General features: G+C 73.1%; 16 protein-coding genes, 1 pseudogene and 1 riboswitch. Of the genes and pseudogenes, 11 read left to right on the forward strand and 6 right to left on the reverse strand.

Going from position 1 to position 17,558, the window contains the following annotated elements; all coding sequences use genetic code 11:
- Positions 1-12: 12 nt before the first annotated feature.
- Positions 13-1,485 (forward strand): M20/M25/M40 family metallo-hydrolase, encoded by a 1,473-nt coding sequence (locus HOO61_RS22530; protein WP_172255746.1) that lies wholly within the window; start codon positions 13-15, stop codon positions 1,483-1,485.
- 8 nt (positions 1,486-1,493) lie between these two features.
- Here HOO61_RS22530 and HOO61_RS22535 read toward each other — a convergent pair whose 3' ends face one another.
- Positions 1,494-1,907, reverse strand: coding sequence for a VOC family protein (locus HOO61_RS22535; protein WP_172255749.1), 414 nt, complete (start codon positions 1,905-1,907; stop codon positions 1,494-1,496).
- Between the two features lie 52 nt (positions 1,908-1,959).
- A riboswitch (guanidine-III (ykkC-III) riboswitch) is annotated at positions 1,960-2,026 on the forward strand.
- A 12-nt stretch (positions 2,027-2,038) separates the two neighbouring features.
- Here HOO61_RS22535 and HOO61_RS22540 point away from each other — a divergent pair.
- The gene (locus HOO61_RS22540; protein ID WP_172255752.1) at positions 2,039-2,353 is read left to right on the forward strand and encodes a multidrug efflux SMR transporter; all 315 of its coding nucleotides are present in this window, start codon (positions 2,039-2,041) and stop codon (positions 2,351-2,353) included.
- 12 nt (positions 2,354-2,365) lie between these two features.
- Here the strand turns inward: HOO61_RS22540 and HOO61_RS22545 are convergent, their stop codons facing one another.
- The gene (locus HOO61_RS22545; protein ID WP_216658491.1) at positions 2,366-3,136 is read right to left on the reverse strand and encodes a 3'(2'),5'-bisphosphate nucleotidase CysQ; all 771 of its coding nucleotides are present in this window, start codon (positions 3,134-3,136) and stop codon (positions 2,366-2,368) included.
- Between the two features lie 9 nt (positions 3,137-3,145).
- Complete coding sequence (locus HOO61_RS22550; RefSeq protein WP_172255754.1) at positions 3,146-3,922, reverse strand: LuxR C-terminal-related transcriptional regulator; 777 nt, start codon at positions 3,920-3,922, stop codon at positions 3,146-3,148.
- 616 nt (positions 3,923-4,538) lie between these two features.
- Between HOO61_RS22550 and HOO61_RS25105 the strand changes: the two genes are divergently transcribed.
- The 7 genes from HOO61_RS25105 to HOO61_RS24690 all read left to right on the forward strand — a co-directional run bounded on the left by HOO61_RS25105 (position 4,539) and on the right by HOO61_RS24690 (position 13,310).
- A complete protein-coding gene (locus tag HOO61_RS25105; RefSeq protein ID WP_172255757.1) occupies positions 4,539-5,912 on the forward strand; it encodes a HAMP domain-containing sensor histidine kinase in 1,374 nt (457 codons plus the stop codon).
- Positions 5,890-6,573 (forward strand): response regulator transcription factor, encoded by a 684-nt coding sequence (locus HOO61_RS22560; protein ID WP_172255760.1) that lies wholly within the window; start codon positions 5,890-5,892, stop codon positions 6,571-6,573. The genes HOO61_RS25105 and HOO61_RS22560 overlap by 23 nt, the downstream gene beginning before the upstream one ends.
- A gap of 392 nt (positions 6,574-6,965) precedes the next feature.
- Complete coding sequence (locus HOO61_RS22565; protein WP_172255763.1) at positions 6,966-8,543, forward strand: exopolysaccharide biosynthesis polyprenyl glycosylphosphotransferase; 1,578 nt, start codon at positions 6,966-6,968, stop codon at positions 8,541-8,543.
- 311 nt (positions 8,544-8,854) lie between these two features.
- Entirely contained in the window at positions 8,855-9,397 is a 543-nt protein-coding gene (locus HOO61_RS22570; RefSeq protein WP_172255767.1) for a hypothetical protein, read from the forward strand.
- A gap of 5 nt (positions 9,398-9,402) precedes the next feature.
- The gene (locus HOO61_RS22575) at positions 9,403-10,665 is read left to right on the forward strand and encodes an MFS transporter (protein WP_172255770.1); all 1,263 of its coding nucleotides are present in this window, start codon (positions 9,403-9,405) and stop codon (positions 10,663-10,665) included.
- Positions 10,662-11,678, forward strand: coding sequence for a hypothetical protein (locus tag HOO61_RS22580; RefSeq protein ID WP_172255773.1), 1,017 nt, complete (start codon positions 10,662-10,664; stop codon positions 11,676-11,678). The genes HOO61_RS22575 and HOO61_RS22580 overlap by 4 nt, the downstream gene beginning before the upstream one ends.
- Positions 11,679-11,822: 144 nt before the next feature.
- Positions 11,823-13,310: a DUF4082 domain-containing protein gene (locus tag HOO61_RS24690; protein WP_301538935.1), complete on the forward strand. Its 1,488-nt coding sequence runs from the start codon at positions 11,823-11,825 to the stop codon at positions 13,308-13,310.
- On the opposite strand, the gene HOO61_RS22600 is transcribed toward HOO61_RS24690, so the two are convergent.
- Positions 13,307-13,924 carry a hypothetical protein gene (locus tag HOO61_RS22600; RefSeq protein WP_216658492.1) on the reverse strand — a complete coding sequence of 206 codons (618 nt, stop codon included), beginning with the start codon at positions 13,922-13,924 and terminating at the stop codon, positions 13,307-13,309. The two genes, HOO61_RS24690 and HOO61_RS22600, sit on opposite strands and share 4 nt — an antisense overlap.
- Before the next feature lie 104 nt (positions 13,925-14,028).
- Entirely contained in the window at positions 14,029-14,898 is an 870-nt protein-coding gene (locus HOO61_RS22605; RefSeq protein WP_216658493.1) for a hypothetical protein, read from the reverse strand.
- A 121-nt stretch (positions 14,899-15,019) separates the two neighbouring features.
- Between HOO61_RS22605 and HOO61_RS22610 the strand changes: the two genes are divergently transcribed.
- Positions 15,020-15,679 (forward strand): polysaccharide deacetylase family protein, encoded by a 660-nt coding sequence (locus HOO61_RS22610; protein WP_172255782.1) that lies wholly within the window; start codon positions 15,020-15,022, stop codon positions 15,677-15,679.
- Between the two features lie 209 nt (positions 15,680-15,888).
- Positions 15,889-17,094 (forward strand): hypothetical protein, encoded by a 1,206-nt coding sequence (locus HOO61_RS22615; RefSeq protein WP_172255786.1) that lies wholly within the window; start codon positions 15,889-15,891, stop codon positions 17,092-17,094.
- 283 nt (positions 17,095-17,377) lie between these two features.
- On the opposite strand, the pseudogene HOO61_RS22620 reads toward HOO61_RS22615, so the two are convergent.
- A pseudogene (locus tag HOO61_RS22620) lies at positions 17,378-17,558 on the reverse strand (HNH endonuclease); the annotation flags it as partial.

Consider the following 17,558-nt stretch of genomic DNA (forward strand, 5'->3'; position numbering starts at 1 on the left):
GGTTCGCATGTCATGAATGACATCTCGGGAACCGACCAGTCCACCCTCAGTCGCAGAACTCTCCTCGCCGGCGCTGCCGGTGGTGTCGCGGTCGTCGCGGCGGGCCAGCCCGCCTGGGCCGCCGACGCCACCCGCCCCGGCTCGGTGCGGGGGCCCTCGCTCGCCGTCCGTGACCGCCTGGTCGTGCAGGGCATCCGTCCCTCGCGCGCCCTGGCCGACCTGCAGGTGCTCTCCGAGCGCATCGGCCCGCGCATCGGCGGCACCGCCGCGGAGAAGGCGGCCGCCGAGTTCGCGCTGACCTCCCTGCGCAGCGCCGGCTGCAGCAACCCCCGTCTCGAACCCTTCGCCGTGGCGGACAAGTTCCTCGCCGACATCGGTGACCCGGACGGCCAGCTGCCCGACGACATCTGCTGGCAGGCGGGCGCCTCCCCCGACGCGGGCCTCGACGGCCCCACCGTCACCGGCAACGTGGTCGACGTGAAGGCGGCGACCGCACCCGCCTGGCCCGCCGACGCTGCGGCGATCACCGGCGCGATCGTGCTGGCCGACGACGCCCAGGACGCGACCCCCGCCACCCGGGTGAACCTGCGCGCGGCCTTCGTGCTCGAGGCCCAGCGGCGTGGGGCGGCGGCCGTCATCCTGCTGCCGGCCGACCTCGAGTACCCCCGCCGCGCGTCGGCCGCATCCCTGCGCCTGGTGCCCACCACCGGCACGACGGCGCCGCCCTGGACGCCGGTCGCGACGATCCCGGTGCTCGGCGTCGCGCAGGTGCAGAAGCGGCTGCTGCGCGAGGAGATCGCGGTCCGTCCGCTGCGCCTCTCCGTCACCACCACCTCGCACCGCGGCCTCACGAGCAACAACGTCTTCGCCGACATCCCCGGCCGTGCGGGCGCCGCCGGCCCCGTCGTCTACATCTCCGGGCACTACGACTCGGTCATCGGCGCCCCCGGTGCCAACGACGACGGCTCGGGCACCGTGCTGACCCTCGAGCTCGCCCGGGTCCTCCGCAAGCTCCCCAAGACGGAGGCCACGATCCGGCTCGCCCTGTGGGGGTCGGAGGAGCAGGGCCTGATCGGATCGCGCTACCACGTCGCCCAGCTCTCGTCGGCCGAGCGCGGCCGCATCGCCGGCGTCTTCCAGAACGACATGGTCGGCACCAGCTGGAGCCCTGCGACGCGCTACTGGGTCCTGTCCTTCTCGGGCACCGGCAACGCGACCACCGACCAGGTCACCGCTGCGGCGCAGCGACTGGGCTACGACCCCCAGATCTCACCCGTGACGCAGCGCGGGGCCAGCGACCACCAGTCCTTCCAGGAGGTCGGCATCGCGTCGGCCAACTTCTCGTGGCGCGGCGAGGCGACGCCCGCGCTGCTCGAGCCGCCCTACCACTCGCCCGAGGACACCATCGAGAAGAACATCAGCATGGACCGGCTGACGGTGAGCATGGAGATGATCGGCTGCGCGGCGTACGCCCTGGCGCACTGACCGCGGCGTCAGCTCGCAGGCGGAGGTGGACCGGCGTCCACCTCCGCCTGCGAACGCAGGATGCAGAACTGGTTGCCCTCCGGGTCGGCGAAGACGACCCACCCCGTGCCGGGCCCGTACTGCCCGCGCTGGTCGGCCACCTCCGTGGCGCCGAGGCCGCGGACCCGCTCGACCTCGTCGTCGCGGGTGCCCTCACGCGGGCGCAGGTCGAAGTGGATGCGCTTGGCGGGCAGCTCGGCGTCGGGCACCTCGATGAACAGGATGCTGTGACCGGTCTCCGGGTCCAGGATCATGCACTCCTCGTGCCCCGGCTCGTTGGGGTCGCCCTCCACGTCGACGTAGCCGAGCATGGCCTTCCACCACTCCGAGAGCGTGTAGGCGTCGTGACAGTCCACGGTCGTGTGGGAGACGAAGGAGGTCATGACGGCCACGCTGGCGCGGTGGGCCCCCGCGACGCAAGCCGATATATGCTCGCCGGAGCCCCGAACCGTGGGCGACCGGACGAGGGAGCCGTACCCGGGGACGCGACAAGACGGCCGTCGAGGAGATGGCCATGTCGTGGTTCGTGCTCGTCCTGTCCGGAGTGCTGGAGGCCGTGTGGGCCACCGCCCTCGGCCGCTCCGACGGCCTCACCCGCCCGGTGCCGACCGCGACCTTCGTCGTCGCGCTCGTGCTCAGCATGGCCGGGCTCGGCTACGCGATGCGCACGCTGCCGGTGGGCACGTCGTACGCCGTGTGGGTCGGCATCGGCGCCGTGCTGACGGTGGTCGTCGCGATGGTGACCGGCACCGAGGCGTTCTCCGTCGTCAAGGCCCTGCTGCTGACCGGCCTCGTCGGCTGCATCATCGGGCTCAAGCTCGTCCACTGACGAGCCGGGGCCTCACGCGGTCCCGTGGCGCCTGACGAAGTCGACGATCTGCTCGGCGAGCTCGGGACGGCACACGATCAGGTCGGGCAGCGAGGTGTCGTCCTCGTTGTAGACGAGCGGCGAGCCGTCGACACGGCTGCAGTGCAGGCCGGCGGCGCGGGCGACCGCCACCGGTGCGGCATTGTCCCACTGGTACTGCCCGCCGGCGTGGACGTAGGCGTCGGCGAGGTCGCGCACCACGCTCATCACCTTCACGCCCGCGCTCCCCATCGGCACGAGCTCGGCGTCGAGCTCGGCGGCGAGCGCCTCGACGAAGGCCGGCGGCCGGCTGCGCGAGACCGCGATGCGGGGACGCTGCGAGGTCCGCGGCGGCACCGCGCTGGGACGGCCGGTGCTGAAGGTCTCCCCCAGGGCCGGCTGGGCCACCGCGCCGGCGACGAGGTCACCGTCCTCCCACAGCGCCACGTGCACCGCCCAGTCGTCGCGGGGCGGCTCGGAGAACTCGCGCGTGCCGTCGAGAGGGTCGATGATCCACACCCGCCGGGCGGTCAGTCGCGACTTGTCGTCGGCGGCCTCCTCGGAGAGCACGGCGTCGTCCGGGCGGTGCTGGGTGAGGATCCTGTCGAGCTCGGCCTGCGCGGCGGCGTCGCCGGCGTCCTTGAGCGCCTTCCCCTCCAGGCCGTCGGCCTCCGCCCCGGCGCGTACGTCGAGGAGCACCGAACCGGCACGTTCGGCCGCCCAGACGGCGAAGGAGTGGTCGTCGAGCGTGGTGGGATCCATCATGCGCGCAGCCTATCGACGGCCGGCGCCCACCTTGTCGCCGCGCCGGTCGCGCGTGCGGGGGTCACCCGGGTCGTCGCCCGGGTCCTCACCCGCCCCCCGGGGTCTCGGCACCAGGTCGGCGCCCCCCGTCACGTCGTAGGCCTGGTGGAACATCGCCACGGCCTTGAGCTGCGTCGAGGCACCCAGCTTGGCGCGCAGCGCCTTGACGTGGCTGCGGACCGTGCCCTCCGCCACCCCCATCTCGACCCCGACCTCCGCGACCCGGTGCCCGGACGCCAGGAGCTCGAGCACCCGTCGTTGCTGCGGGGACAGGGAGTCCAGCTGCTCGCGCACGTGACGGCGGCGGTCCCGGTCCAGCGCCCAGGAGGCGCGCAACGCCAGTCTCTCCTCCGGATCCATCGACGAGGCACCGGACGTCAGGCGCTGCACGACGTCGGCGAGCTGCGAGACCGACGTGGTCACGGTCACGACGTCGACGGCGTCGTTGGCCAGGAGCCCTCCCCACCGGGTGGAGGCGTCGGCGGAGCTGACCACGACGACGCGTACGTCGCCGGGCTGGGCGAGCGCCTCGACATGACCGACGACGGTCGAGTTGTCAACCCCGTCCACAATGGCGACGACCACCGCAGGTCGCATCGGCGCGGCCACCCCCGAGACGTCCTCGTCGACCACCGACTCCCACCTCCGGGTCTCGGCCGGGACCCCGACCGAGCGCAGCGCGGCCGTGACGGCCTGCGCGACCAAGAGGTGCGGGGACAGCACCCACACCGGACCTGCCACGCTCATGAGCCCTCCCTCCGCCTGCTGGCGTGACCAAGCCTGTCCGCCGCACGCCTCCACACGTCGACCCTTTGGCGAACGTGCACCTAATTGGGGACGCGACCGGACCTCGCCTACCCCGAACCGCCCGGGGGACGCTCCCACTACCCCCTTGAGGGGAAATCGCAGCCCGCTGCCACCGCGCTGATGGACTCCTTGACGAAGCCTCCAAGAGTCCTGCGAACGGCGGACCAGACCGCCTTTGCCCTATTTGCGGTACGACCACAGAATCAGTGGACCCCCCGCACCGCGAGTTGCAGTCTCAGCCGAGAGGCGCACTGGCACAGAAGCACAGGCACGTACGACGGGCATGCAGGTCACGGCACACGCGACCGGCACGACGGGTTCGGCAGCTCTGGGAGGCAGCCGAGGCGTCTCGACAACACGAGGGCTGTACCGCAGGGGGGTAGCAACGATGCTGGGGTTCTGCAGGGGGGATCTGCGCCACAGGTGCCGGACGGGGGTCACGGGGCTCGCCTCGTTCCTGGTCCTGGTCTGGGTCGGTTCGGGGACCGGATCGGGGGCAGGGGCGTGGTGGTCGCCACCGACGGCGTCGACGGTCCCCACGCTCGGGGAGGGCCTCGTGAGCGGGGTCTTCGTCGCGGCCGCCGGGTGCACCGCGCTGGTCATGTGGCGCAAGCACGCCGGCGCCGTGGCGGGGTGGACGGTCGCCACGGGCGCGCTCGTGGCCGCCCAGGCGCTCGTGGTCACGCTCGTCGCGCTGCACACCGAGCCGCCTCGGGGAGCGCTCACCCAGGTGCTCCTGCTCACCGTGGCGATGCTCGGGATGATCGGCGTGATGCTCCCGCTGCTCGCACCGGAGCGCGTTCGGCGCGTCGTCGACGAGACGTTCGTGATCGGGCTCGGGCTCGGGCTCGTGGCGGCAGGCCACCTGCTGCTGCAGTTCCCGCGGGTGCACCCGCCGTCGCCGGCCATGCAGCTGCTCATCGGGGTGCTCCTCGCGACCCACCTGCTGTCCGCGGTGCTCGTGCTTCAGCACCGCGCGGCACCGCGAGCGATCACCGCCCTGCTCCTCGCCACGGTGGGCGTGGTGGTCCTGGGCCAGCTCGTCCCGCCGACCGGACTCGCCGGCGGCAGCATCGACGCCGGCCTGTGGCTCGCCCGCACGGCCGTCGGAGCAGCGTGGCTGGGCATCGCCTGGGCAGCACTGCGCCGCACCCTCGAGGAGGAGCGCCAGCGCATCGACTCCTTCGAGCACGTGCTCGTCGACGCCACCCGCGAGCAGCGCGAGCGGCTCCACGAGCTGCGCAGCACGATCGCCGGTCTGGTCAGCGGGTCGGCGCTCCTCGACCGCGAGGACCTCTCGAGCGAGGCACGCGAACGGCTGTGGTCCTCGTTGCGCCGCGAGCTCGACCGGATGGAGCGGATGCTCGCCGGCACCGGCCCGCAGGTCGCCGACCTGCGCCTCGACGACGCGCTGGGCCAGATCCTCGACCTGCAGCGGCTCAAGGGCCGTCACGTCGAGCTCCACTCCACCGGGGACGTCGTCCGGGCTCCGTTCGACGCCCTGGCCGAGGTGCTCAACATCCTCGTCGACAACGCCGCCAAGCACGGCGGAACTGACGAGAGCCTGGTGGAGGTGAGCCGGCGCGACGAGGAGACCGTCGACATCACGGTCACCGACTTCGGCCGCGGCATCCCCCGCGAGCAGCGACCGCAGATCTTCGACTGGGGCAAGCGCGGCGCCGAGTCCCGGGGCGAGGGCATCGGGCTCAACGTCGCCCGGCGCCTGGTGACCGAGGCCGGTGGGTCGCTGCGGCTCGCCGACCGCGACGGCGCCGGGTCGTCGTTCGTGATCTCCCTGCCCGCGGCCCGCCGCTCGCCGGAGAACGGCCCCGAGCCGATCCGGCTGGTCGCGCCCCGCGTGGCCACCCCCGGCCCGGCCGGCTCCGACCTGACGATGGAGGACGGCCGTGCCTGGCGCGTCACGGGGTGAGCACCGGGTCCTGATCATCGACGACCACGTGCTGTTCGCGGAGTCGCTCGAGCTCGCCCTGTCCCTGGAGGGCTACGACGTACGACGTCTGGAGCCGCCCGACGAGGGCGGGTCGATGGCCACGCTGAGGTCGCTGGCCCTGCGGGCCAACCCCCGCACGGTGCTGCTCGACCTCGACCTCGGCCGCTTCGGCGACGGGATGAACCTCGTCGCCCCGCTCGCCCGGGCCAACGCCAACGTGGTCGTGCTGACCGCGTCAGAGGACATCGGGCGATGGGGGGCCTGCATGCGGCTGGGGGCGCGCAAGGTGCTGTCCAAGACCGGCGCCCTGCAGCAGGCGCTCGCCACCGTGCGGCGGCTGCACCAGGGGTTGCCGGTGGTCACCCGCGAGGAGCTGGAGTCGTTGCTCGAGGCGTGGGCGCGCGACCGCCAGGCCCACGACGACGTACGCCGCCGGCTGGACCTGCTGACCCCGCGCGAGCGCCAGGTCCTCGGCGCGCTCATCGAGGGCCGCACGGTGCGGGCGATCGCGCAGGACAGCGTGGTGTCGGAGGCCACGGTCCGGACGCAGGTGAAGTCGATCCTGGGCAAGCTCGAGGTCTCCTCGCAGCTGGCCGCGGTCGGCATGGCCAACCAGGTCGGCTGGAAGGTGGGCGCCTGAGCCCATCGGCTCGATGTCCCGCGTGCGGCTCCGCCGTGCGCTCCCGTCGGTGCGTGCACATGGAACGCGGCGGTCGAGGAGGGGGACCTCGACCGCCGCCCACTGGTTCACATCGGTTCCGGGTGACGAAGCGTGGGGTTCCGCGTCACGCCAGCGGCCACCAGGAGGCGGCCAGTGCGGGGCTGGCCCGAGAAGAGCGAACCAGTGGCTGGTGCACCTCTTCGAGAGTAGGTCCGCCCGGCGTGACCTGCCCATCCCTTCGAATGGGTATCTCCCGGGCGTGCACGGCTTTCGCTCATTTGCGGCATGCCCGCCACGACGGGCGTTCCTAGGCTCGCTGCAAGGTCAGCAACGGGGTGCCTTGGGCGGTGTCCCGGAGGGGGGTTGATGAGATGACGCAGGTCAGCGACAGGGTCGCCGAGGTGGTCTCCGAGGTGGCGTCCGGGTTCGTGCCCGACGTCGTCGCCGAGGTGGTGACCGCGGACGGCCTCCTGCTCGACAGGCAGGTCCCCCGTCCACGGGGGGTCACCACCCTGCCGCTCGTCGCACCCGGCGCCCTCTCGCCCAAGCCGCTCCTCGAGCCGGCCCCCGAGCCGCTCCTCGAACCGGCCCCGGCCGACCTGCTCCCGGCCCGGACGGCCAGGCGCACGGCCCCGACGTGGCCGGCGCCCGCCCTCGACCTGGCCCTCGCGCTGGCGCTCGCCGTCGGTGCGGTGTCGCAGGGCTGGCTGGAGCTCCCCGCCGCCCTCGCGACCGCCCTCGCCTGGCCGTCCCTGCTCGCGGTGTCCGGTCGCTACCGGCGCCAGGCCCTCGGCCAGTCCCGGGGTGCCCGCGCCGCGGTGGTGCTCGCCGCGGGCGCCCGCACGGCGGTGCTCACCCTGGCGGTCTCACCGCTGCTGTGGCACGCCGACCCGCTGGCGCTCGCCGCGTTCGTGGCTGCCCTGACCGTCACGAGCGCCGTGCCGTTCGTCGCCGGCGTACGCCGTCCGCTCCCGCGGGTGGTGCTCGCCGGCCGGCCGCGCGACGTCCGGGAGGCCGTCGCACAGCTGCGGGCCAGCGGCACCCACGAGGTCGTGGCCGCCTGCCTCACGCGCGCCTCCAAGACCCCGGTCGAGGGCGACGTCCCGGTCTACGTCGGTCTGGAGGCGTCCTCGACCGCGGCGCACGACCACGGCGCCGACGCGCTCGTCGTGCTGCCGGGTGCCAGGCTCTCGCCCGTCGAGGTGCGGCGGCTGCACTGGTCGCTGGCCGGTCTGGGCACCGAGCTGTTCCTCGGCACGGGTCTGCTGGACGTGGAGCCCCAACGCACCCGGGTGATGTCGACCGCCGGCCTCGGCGTGCTGCACGTCGGCAAGCCCGCCCTCCGCGGGCCGCGGCGGCTGCTGAAGGACCTCGTCGAGCGCGCTCTCGCCCTCGCCGCGCTGGTCATGGCCCTGCCCGTGCTGGCCGCCCTCGCCGTGGCCATCCGGATGGAGACCCCCGGCCCCGCGTTCTTCCGCCAGGAGCGCATCGGTCGTGACGGCGTGCCGTTCACGATGCTCAAGCTCCGCTCGATGGGGGTCGACGCCGAGACGGCACGGCTGGGGCTGGCCGAGGAGAACGAGAAGGACGGCGTCCTGTTCAAGATCGCTCAGGACCCGCGCATCACGCCGCTGGGAAGCAAGCTGCGCCGCTACTCCCTCGACGAGCTCCCGCAGCTGTGGAACGTGGTCCGGGGCGACATGTCCCTCGTCGGACCCCGGCCGGCCCTGCCCTGCGAGGTCGCCCGCTACGACGTCGACCCGCGCCGGCGGCTCGTGGTCAAGCCGGGCGTGACCGGGCTGTGGCAGGTGTCGGGCCGCTCCGACCTCACCTGGGCGGAGTCGGTACGCCTGGACCTCAAGTACGTCGAGAACTGGTCGCTGCGCCTCGACCTCTCGATCCTCGTCCGCACGGTGCGTGCCGTGCTCGGGCACCGCGGCGCATACTGAGCGCGCGGGCAGAAGTCTCGTCGACGACCGTGGGGGTCGAGCACCTGATGAACACCAGACCTGTGACGGTCGCCGTGGTCGGCGTCGTGGCCAGCCTTCTCCTCGGCGGCTGCGGCGCCGGTGGGGCGTCACCGGACGCCGCGTCCCCCGGCGCTGCGTCTCCGGGCACTGCTTCCCCGGGCACTGCTACCCCGGGCACTGCTTCCCCGGATGCTGCGACCGCGCCGTCCCCTGGGAAGCGCGCGAAGGACGGGGGCGAGGACCGCAGGGCCCGGTCCGGTGAGCAGTCGGGCGACCAGGCCGACGGGACCGTGGACACCACACCCAGCCCGAGCACCAGCCCGAGCACGACGCCGGGCACCGCGCCGGGCAGCGACGCGGATGCCGAGGGCACTGCCGACGGCTCGGCCCCGGCCCTGGAGATGCCGGAGGCGCCCGAGCCGACGGTCGACAGCCTCTCCGAGCTCCTCCCGCCGTCCGACCCCGGTCCGCTCGTCACGACCCCCCTCCCCCGCGCCGCGACTGCACAGGGTCGGCTCCTGCGCCGGTTCCCCGACGCGCTGCGCCCCACCCGGGCCGCCCGGGTGCAGAGCAGCAGCGTGTCGCCCTCGGGTGACCGGCTGCAGGTCGGGCTGGTGGCGACGTCGTCCCTCTCGCCGGGGCAGGTCCTGCTCGCCTACCGGACCCGCCTGGCCCGCCGTGGCATGGCGGAGACGGCGACCCCGCCGAGCGTCGCCGGCTCCACCGCGGCCGCCTTCCGGCGAGGTGACAGCGTCGTGACCGTCACGGTCACCCCGCGAGGCTCCGGGACGACGTACGCCGTCCACGCCTCGCTGCGCGCCGAGCGCGGGTGAGCGGGATGTACATCTCCGTCCGCGACCGGCCCGCCGGCCGCACCGCCCCGCGCGGCCCGGCCTCGACCCGACCGCCCGTCGGCCGCGTCGTCATCACGCTCGGCATCGTGTCGATGCTCACCGACGTCTCGTCGGAGTCGGTGTCGGCGATCCTCCCGCTCTACCTCACCGCGGTCGTCGGCCTCACGCCGGTGGCGTACGGCCTGATCGACGGCCTCTACCAGGGGGTCAGCGCCCTCGTCCGCCTCGGCGGCGGGTGGCTGGCGGACGCCTCGGACCGGCCCAAGTGGGTGGCGTTCCTCGGCTACGGGCTCTCCGCCGTCGCACGCGTCTTCCTGCTGTTCGCCTCGGGCGCCGCCGGGATCGCCGCCGTGGTCACGGCGGACCGCATCGGCAAGGGGATCCGGACGGCACCGCGCGACGCGATGATCAGCACCGCGACGCCGACCGAGCACCTCGGCCGCGCCTTCGGCGTGCACCGGATGCTGGACACGATCGGTGCCGCCGTCGGCCCGCTGATCGCCTTCGGCCTGCTGTGGCTCGTGCCCGGCGGCTACTCCGTGGTGCTCGTGGTCTCGCTCGCCTTCGCGATCGCCGGGGTGGCCCTGCTCGGCCTGCTCGGACCGGACGTGCGGACCCGGCGCGACGCGGCGGCCCGGAGCGGACCCACGCCGCCCCCGTTCCGCTGGCGTGACCTGACCGACGCCCGGCTGCGGCCGCTCCTCGTGGTCGCCGGCGTGCTCGGCCTGCTGACCATCGGCGACGGGTTCATCTACCTCGCCCTGCTCGACCACGGCGGCGTCAACGTGGCCTGGTTCCCCCTCTTCTACGTCGGGACCAACGTGGCCTACCTGGTGCTGGCCGTGCCGGTCGGTCGGCTCGCCGACCGGGTCGGGCGGGCTCGCACGCTCGTCGTGGGCCACCTCGCCCTCGTCGGTGCCTACCTGTGCGCCGTGCTCCCCACCTCGACCGCCGCCGCCACTGTCGGGACGCTGCTCCTGCTGGGCACCTTCTACGCCGCGACCGACGGCGTGATCGCTGCCATCGCGGGCCGCCTCGTGCCGGTGCAGGCCCGGTCCAGCGGCATCGCCGCCGCGCAGACCGTGGTCGCGCTCGCGCGGATGCTCGCCTCGGCCGGGTTCGGCGTGCTGTGGCTGCTGCTCGGCCCCACGGTGGCGATGGCGACCGTCGCCACCCTCCTGGTGCTCGCCGTCCTCGCGGCCACGACCCGGATCGGGCGCCTCGACGGCGCCGCGGTCACGTCGTGAGCACCCGCGCCCGGGTGCTGGCCTTCGTCACGGTGGTCGTGGCGATCGCCGTCGCGGCGACCTCCTACGTCGTCGTCGAGCGTCGCGAGGTGCGCGCCGAGCGGGCGGCCGAGCCCGAGGCCGAGCAGACGCCCATCGCCGAGCTGACCGACGGCCCGCGGATCGTGTTCCGGCACACCGGCCTCGACAGCAAGTACGGCGTGGTGGCCGTGGTGCCCCTGGACGACCCGGGCGGAGCACGCGCGTTCACCGGCGTCACCTGCGACCGGGTCGCGGCCCGGGCCGAGGGTGCGTCGTGCCTGCTGAACGACACCAGCGTGGCGGCGTCGTTCGAGGGGTTCGAGCTCGACGCCGACTGGCAGGAAGTGGCGAGCAACGACCTGCCAGGGATCCCGAGCCGCACGCGGCTGAGCCCGGACGGGACCCTCGTGGCGACGACCGTCTTCGTGGCCGGCCACTCCTACATGACCACGGGCTTCTCGACCGCGACCGAGGTCCACGAGTTCGGCGGCGGTGAGCGGTGGGGCAACCTCGAGGACTTCCAGCTGGTGATCGAGGGCGAGGAGGTCAACCCGGTCGACCGCAACGTCTGGGGCGTGACCTTCGCGGACGACCGGACCTTCTACGCCACGGTCGCCACCGGCGACCGAACGTGGCTGGTCGAGGGCGACCTCGCCGAGCGCACGCTCACCTCGGTGTCCCCCGACGCCGAGTGTCCCGCCCTGTCGCCCGACGGAACCCGGGTCGCCTTCAAGGTCGACGTCGACCCGGGGCGCCGCGTCGTGTGGCAGGTCGCCGTCCAGGACCTCGCGACGGGCGAGCGCACGCTGCTCGAGGCCGGCCCGCGCGGGCTCGACGACCAGGTCGAGTGGCTCGACGACGACACGGTGATCTACGGGATGCCGCGTGCCGACGAGCCCGGCGTGACCGACACCTGGGCGGTCGACACCGCCGCGAACGCGACACCGAGCCTGCTCATCGAGCAGGCGTGGTCGGCGACCGTCGTGCGCTGAGGTGTTACGGCACATTTTGGGGATGTTGCTCCGTGGCCTTGTCGACCGGCGGGCGCGTGTGGAGGATGCCGGGGGACCGCGCACACCCCCACCCCCCACCTGCGCGGTCTGTGTCCCCTGCCCCCGTGTCATCGAGGTTTCTCCATGTCGTCCCCTGTGTCCGGCCCCGTCATGTCCCGAGGCCGTCGGCGCCTCGTCCCCGTCTTCGTCCTCGCAGTCGTCCTCACCGCCCTCGCCCTCGTCGAGCGCCCCACCCCGTCAGCCCACGGCAACACCGCGGACCGGGCGCGTGCCGCCGAGGTCGGTCTGCTCCCCCGCCGCGCCCCCGACGCGGACGTGCGCCGCGGGCCCGAGCGCGAGGTCGGCATGCGCTTCAAGGCCAAGGTCGCCGGGACGGCGGTCGGCGTGCGCTACTACAAGCCGCGCAAGTCCAAGGGATCCACCCCCGCGTCCGCCACCTTGTGGTCGAAGCGCGGAAAGGTCCTGGCCCGGACGACGCTGCGTCCGGTCAAGGGCAAGGGCTGGAAGAAGGTCGGCTTCGACTCCGGCGTGGCGCTCGCCGCCGGCAAGGCCTACGTCGTCTCGGTGCACACCGGCGCCAAGGGGATCCACGCGGCCACGCCGGGCGGCTTCAGCAAGTCCAGGAGCAACGCCCACCTGCGTGCCCCGGGTGACCGCAACGGCATGACGCGGTCCGGCAGCACGGCGCGGTTCCCGCGCAACGAGGCTCCGCGCAACACCAACTACTGGGTCGACGTGCGCTTCGTCCCGTCAGGCTCCGAGACCGCCCCGACCCCGACCCCGACCCCGACGCCGACGCCCACCACGCCGCCTCCCGGCGGCTGGCCCGGCCCCGACAACACCGGCGTACCGGCCGGCACCGCGCTCACGCCGTACACCGGCCCGTGCACCATCACCTCGGCGCGCACCATCTCGGGCGCGGACGTCCTCTCCAAGTGCAGCGACGCGCTGGTGATCCAGACCACCGGTGTCGTCATCGACAAGTCCCTCGTTCCGGGCGTGTGGTCGATCTACGGCGACGGCGACAGCTCGGTGACCATCACCGACTCCGACGTGCGTGCCGGCTCCGTCTCCACCGCGGGGCTCTGGGGCTACAACATCACCGCCCGGCGCGTCGACGTCACCGGCGGGCAGCACAGCTTCCAGTGCAACAACAACTGCGAGGTCACCGACTCCTGGTTGCACGACCAGCACAACCCCGACGGCGGGAGCTACCACAACAACGCCTTCATCTCGAACGGCGGCAGCAACATGGTGATCCGCCACAACACGCTGCACTGCACGGCGATCCTCAACAGCACCGACGGTGGTTGCAGCGGCGACCTGTCGCTGTTCGGGGACTTCGACCCGATCGACAACGTCACCATCGACAACAACTACCTGAGGGCCAACAACTCCTCGATCTCGTACTGCCTCTACGGCGGTGCATCGCGCTCCAAGCCCTACCAGGCGACGAACGTCAAGGTCACCAACAACGTCTTCGAGCGCGGCGCCAACCGCAAGTGTGGCGTCTACGGACCGGTGACTTCGTTCGACCGCAACGCGGCCGGCAACGTGTGGACCGGCAACGTGTGGGACTCCGGCGAGGCGGTGAACCCCGAGCTGGGCTAGCTGCTCGCGCCGCCCGCGATCGCCACGAGCGACTTCGTCAGGCCGGCGAAGCGCTCGTGGTGGATGTGCGAGTCGGGGAAGTACGAGCGCAGCTCGGCGACCCCGACCAGCTCGGTCCACTGCACCTCCGACATGGCCTCCTCGGTCGACTCGGGGCTGCTGTGCGCGAGGGGCCAGGCCGCGGCGAGCCGCGCGCGGGCGGCCATCGGCATGAACTGCAGTCCCGGGAAGAGCCAGTGCGGCTCGAGCGGGAAGTAGCGGTAGGGCGTCTGCACCCAGTGGCGCGGCGCGAGGGCGCGGACCTCGCGCGCGAGCGCCGCCCGCTGGGCGTGCCCGCCGACGTGCTCGAGCAGCGAGTTGCTGAACACGACGTCGTACGACGTCGACGCGCCGGCCGCAGCCAGCACCTCACGCGCCCGGCACGCGTCGCCCGTGACCGGGAGCATCGCCGCGTCGTCGGACTCGCCGGGCTCGAAGAGGTTGAGCACCGTCACGTCCTTGGGTCGCACGGGCGCCCGGCGCCACCACTCGACGGTGCCGCCGAGGTCGAGGACCGACATCGTCGCCAGGTCCGGGAAGGCCTGCTCGACGAGCTCCCAGCGGCGGGCCCGCATGCGCGCACCCGCCGACCCGGGTGCGTCGACCAGGGTGTGCCGGAGTCGTCCTGCGACTCCGCCGTTCGCCGCCATGAGGGATCCCTTCGTCGTCGGCGTGCCGCTCACCACGGCACGCACGTCAGCTCGCTGTAGAGGTAGTCGACCGAGCGCGGCTCGAGCGCGGTGCTGCGGAACATCCGCGGGCGAGGCGAGGACTGCATCCGGGACAGCCGCGGCGGTCGGCCCGCCACGCGCCGCTCGGCGAGCGTGACGAGCGCGCGGTGGCGCAGCAGCAGGTGACGGTAGGGCGCGTGCCCCGCCCGCGCCAGGACCGCCGGGTCCGAGACGTGGACCAGCGAGGCGAAGAGCGGCAGGCCCTTGCGCCGGTCGCGGCGGGCGATCACGTAGCAGCTGTCCGGGCCGACGCGCACCACGAAGTGCAGCGCGGCCGCGGCCGCGCGGTGGTCGCGGTAGACGCGCAGGTCGTCCCCCGTCAGCGCCGCCTCGATGTCATGTGGCGCGGTGAGCACCCGCACGCCGCGGCGCGACGGCAGCGGAAGGTTCGGCACCAGCGCGGTGGCGGTGTCGAGGCTGGTGAACCCCAGGCGCTCGTTGAGGCTAACTACGTTGCCGCTGGGCGAGAGGTCGACGAAGTCGTAGTCGCGCTGGCGCAGCATCGCCCGCGCCAGGCGTACGCCGTGCGCGCGGTGCTCCTCCAGCACGCACCAGGCGGCCAGGTTGCAGCGCCGGCGGGGCTCGCCGTCGACCACGCGCTCGGAGTAGAAGGCGAGGTAGGCCCCGACCACCTCGTCGCCCTGGCGCAGCAGGAAGCCGTGGTTGGGGGCGTCCACGCTCCACGGCGGCACGGCACACCGCGCCCACTCGTCGGCACTCAACCTGGCGTTGAGGTGCTGGTGCAGGAACGCGGCGACCGCACCGATGTCGTCGTCGGTGATCGGTGCCAGGTCCACCCCCACGGACTCCCCTGACATGCCCCCACCGTAGGAAGACGGGTCGGCGCCGAGCGGGCGGCACCGAGGCACATACCCATATTTTGTGAGCCTCCGCCGGACGCCCGGAGGCGTGGCAGGAAGCGACCCTACGGTTCGACGCATGCGCGTGGTGAATGTCTGCTTCCATGGCATCGGCGCGCCGCAGCGCCGACTCGAGCCCGGCGAGGACGTCTACTGGATCAGCAAGGACGTCTTCCTCGGTGTGCTGGACCGGGTGGTCGGACGGCACGACGTGCGCCTGAGCTTCGACGACGGGAACTCCTCGGACGTGGAGATCGCGCTCCCGGCACTCCTCGAGCGCGGCCTGCGTGCGAGCTTCTTCGTCGTGGCCGGGCGGCTGGACCTACCGGGCAGCCTCAGCCGCGACGACGTACGCCTGCTGCACGCGTCCGGCATGACGATCGGCAACCACGGCATGTCGCACCGGCCCTGGCGGGGGCTCGACCCGGCCCGCCGACGCGAGGAGCTCGTGACCGCCCGCACGGTGCTGCAGGACGTCACCGGCAGCCGCGTGCACGACGCCGCCCTGCCGCTGGGTCGCTACGACCGCGCCGTCCTGCACGAGCTGCGCCCCCTCGGCTACCGCACCGTGCAGACCAGCGACCGCCGCTGGGCCCACTCCGACCGCTGGCTCCAGCCCCGCTACAGCATCCGCAGCGGCGACACGGTCGACTCGGTGGAGCGGGACGTGCTCCGCCTTCCCCCGGTCGCCTCCCGCGCACGCGGCGCACTCGTCGGCACGGTCAAGCGCCTGCGCTGAGAGGTGCTGGGCCGTCGACCGGAACGACGTCGCTCCCGGCGCGCCGGACGGCGTGCTCGTGTCGATCGGCTGGGCACGCGACATCCACGCGGGCGTCGCGGCACTCGAGGATCTGAGCACCGCGCGGGCGGCGCACGGACAGGTCGCAACATTCTGGGTCGCGGCCTCGTCACACAGATTCGGCATCATCCGCAACCGCAGGGGGAATCATGCGACTCTCACTCACCGCCGCCGCGCTCCTGGGCTCGGCCCTGCTCGTGCCCATGGGCACGGCAACCGCAGCGGCCGAGACGTGTCAGGGACAACCGGCGACCATCGTCGGCACACCGGGGGGCCAGATCGCCGGGACGGAAGGCGCGGACGTCATCGTCACCAACGGCGCCACGAGAGTCGACGCGGTCGGCGGCGATGACCGCGTGTGCGCCACGGGCGAGGGCGGCGTCGTCGCCATCCTCGGCGCAGGGGCCGACACGTTCACCGACGAGAACGGAGGCTCGCACCAGGTCCTCGCGGGCACCCTCGACGGCACCGACACCGAGGCCGACGTCATCCGCCTCGCCACATCTGGGCGCGTCACCTCCGGCATGGCAGGCACGCCGAACGCCGACACCATCGACCTCGTCGAGACCGGCTACCTCCACTGGAACGGCGTCCAGACCGCCCCGGGCGCGGTCACCGTCGGGAAGGGCGGTGGCCTGTTCCTTCGGTCCGCCTACAACATGCGTGTGGAGGCCAACGGGTCAGTCACCGGGGCCGACACGTCGCTGACGTGGACCGGTCACTTTGACGAGTTCTCGTTCGCCACAGAGACCGAGCGCGGGCTCCTCGACTTCCGCGGCACCGACGCAGTCGAGCACCTCACGGTCGACGCCCCGGCGACATTCAACCGCAACGTGCAGCTCGGCAGTGGGGACGACATCTACCGGACCAACGGCCTCGGCGGGAGGTCATCGATGGTGAAGGGCAACAAGGGCGAGGACCGCCTGATGCTCGACGTTCCGACCCTGCGGCTCAAGGCCGACCTGGACCGCCGGGTGGATGACAAGAACAGCGGGGCCGCGACCCGCATCCGCAACTTCGAGGACTACGTGGTGTCCGCCAAGACGGCGAGGATCCGCGGGACCAACCGCGGCGAGCGGATCACGGTCGTGACGTGCAAGGCGTGGGTGAACGCCGGACCCGGCAAGGACCTCATCATTGCCAACGTCGAGTACGGCGACGGCGACGAGCTGGGCACCCCGAAGTGTGGCAAGTACCGCGCGGTCGTGAACGGCGGCCGGGGCCACGACACGATCAAGGGCTCCCCGGGGAACGACCGCCTGCTGGGCAACCGTGGCCGCGACGCCACAGACGGCCGCGCCGGGCGCGACGCCTGCCAGGGCGAGCGCCGTGTGCGGTGCGAGCGTCGCCTCTGACGTAGCCCCATCCGCGCAATGAAGGGCCCCGACCGGCAGCGGTCGGGGCCCTCGTTGCGTGCAGGACCTTCGGCCAGCGACGACGGCAGGGGGCCTGGGTGCGTCGACTACCCCTCCTGCGGCCGCGTCTTGCCAGCTGCCCGTTCGCGGGCGGTCTGAGTTACCGATCCGCTGAGTGCGCGCCGTACCCGGCTCCCCTCGAGCCTCGGGTCGTCGCCGGCCACACCCAGCCAGAACGCGCGTGTGGCCCCGCCACCTGGTGGGGGCGGGGTGCGGGGCGGGGTCATCGTCGGCGTGGACGCGGGATGCCGGGCGGGTCATCTGGTGGGTCGATCGCGCTGGTGCCGGTGTGGTCGCGGCGGTAGCGGTGCCCGTGGGGACTGGTCCACTCGAACGCCCCGGGCGCGACCATCTCGTAGCGCCAGGGCGAGTGCGTCTTGAGCCGGTGGTGGAACCTGCACAGG

Source organism: Nocardioides sp. zg-1230, assembly GCF_013155335.1.
In the GTDB taxonomy this organism is placed as follows: Bacteria; Actinomycetota; Actinomycetes; order Propionibacteriales; family Nocardioidaceae; genus Nocardioides.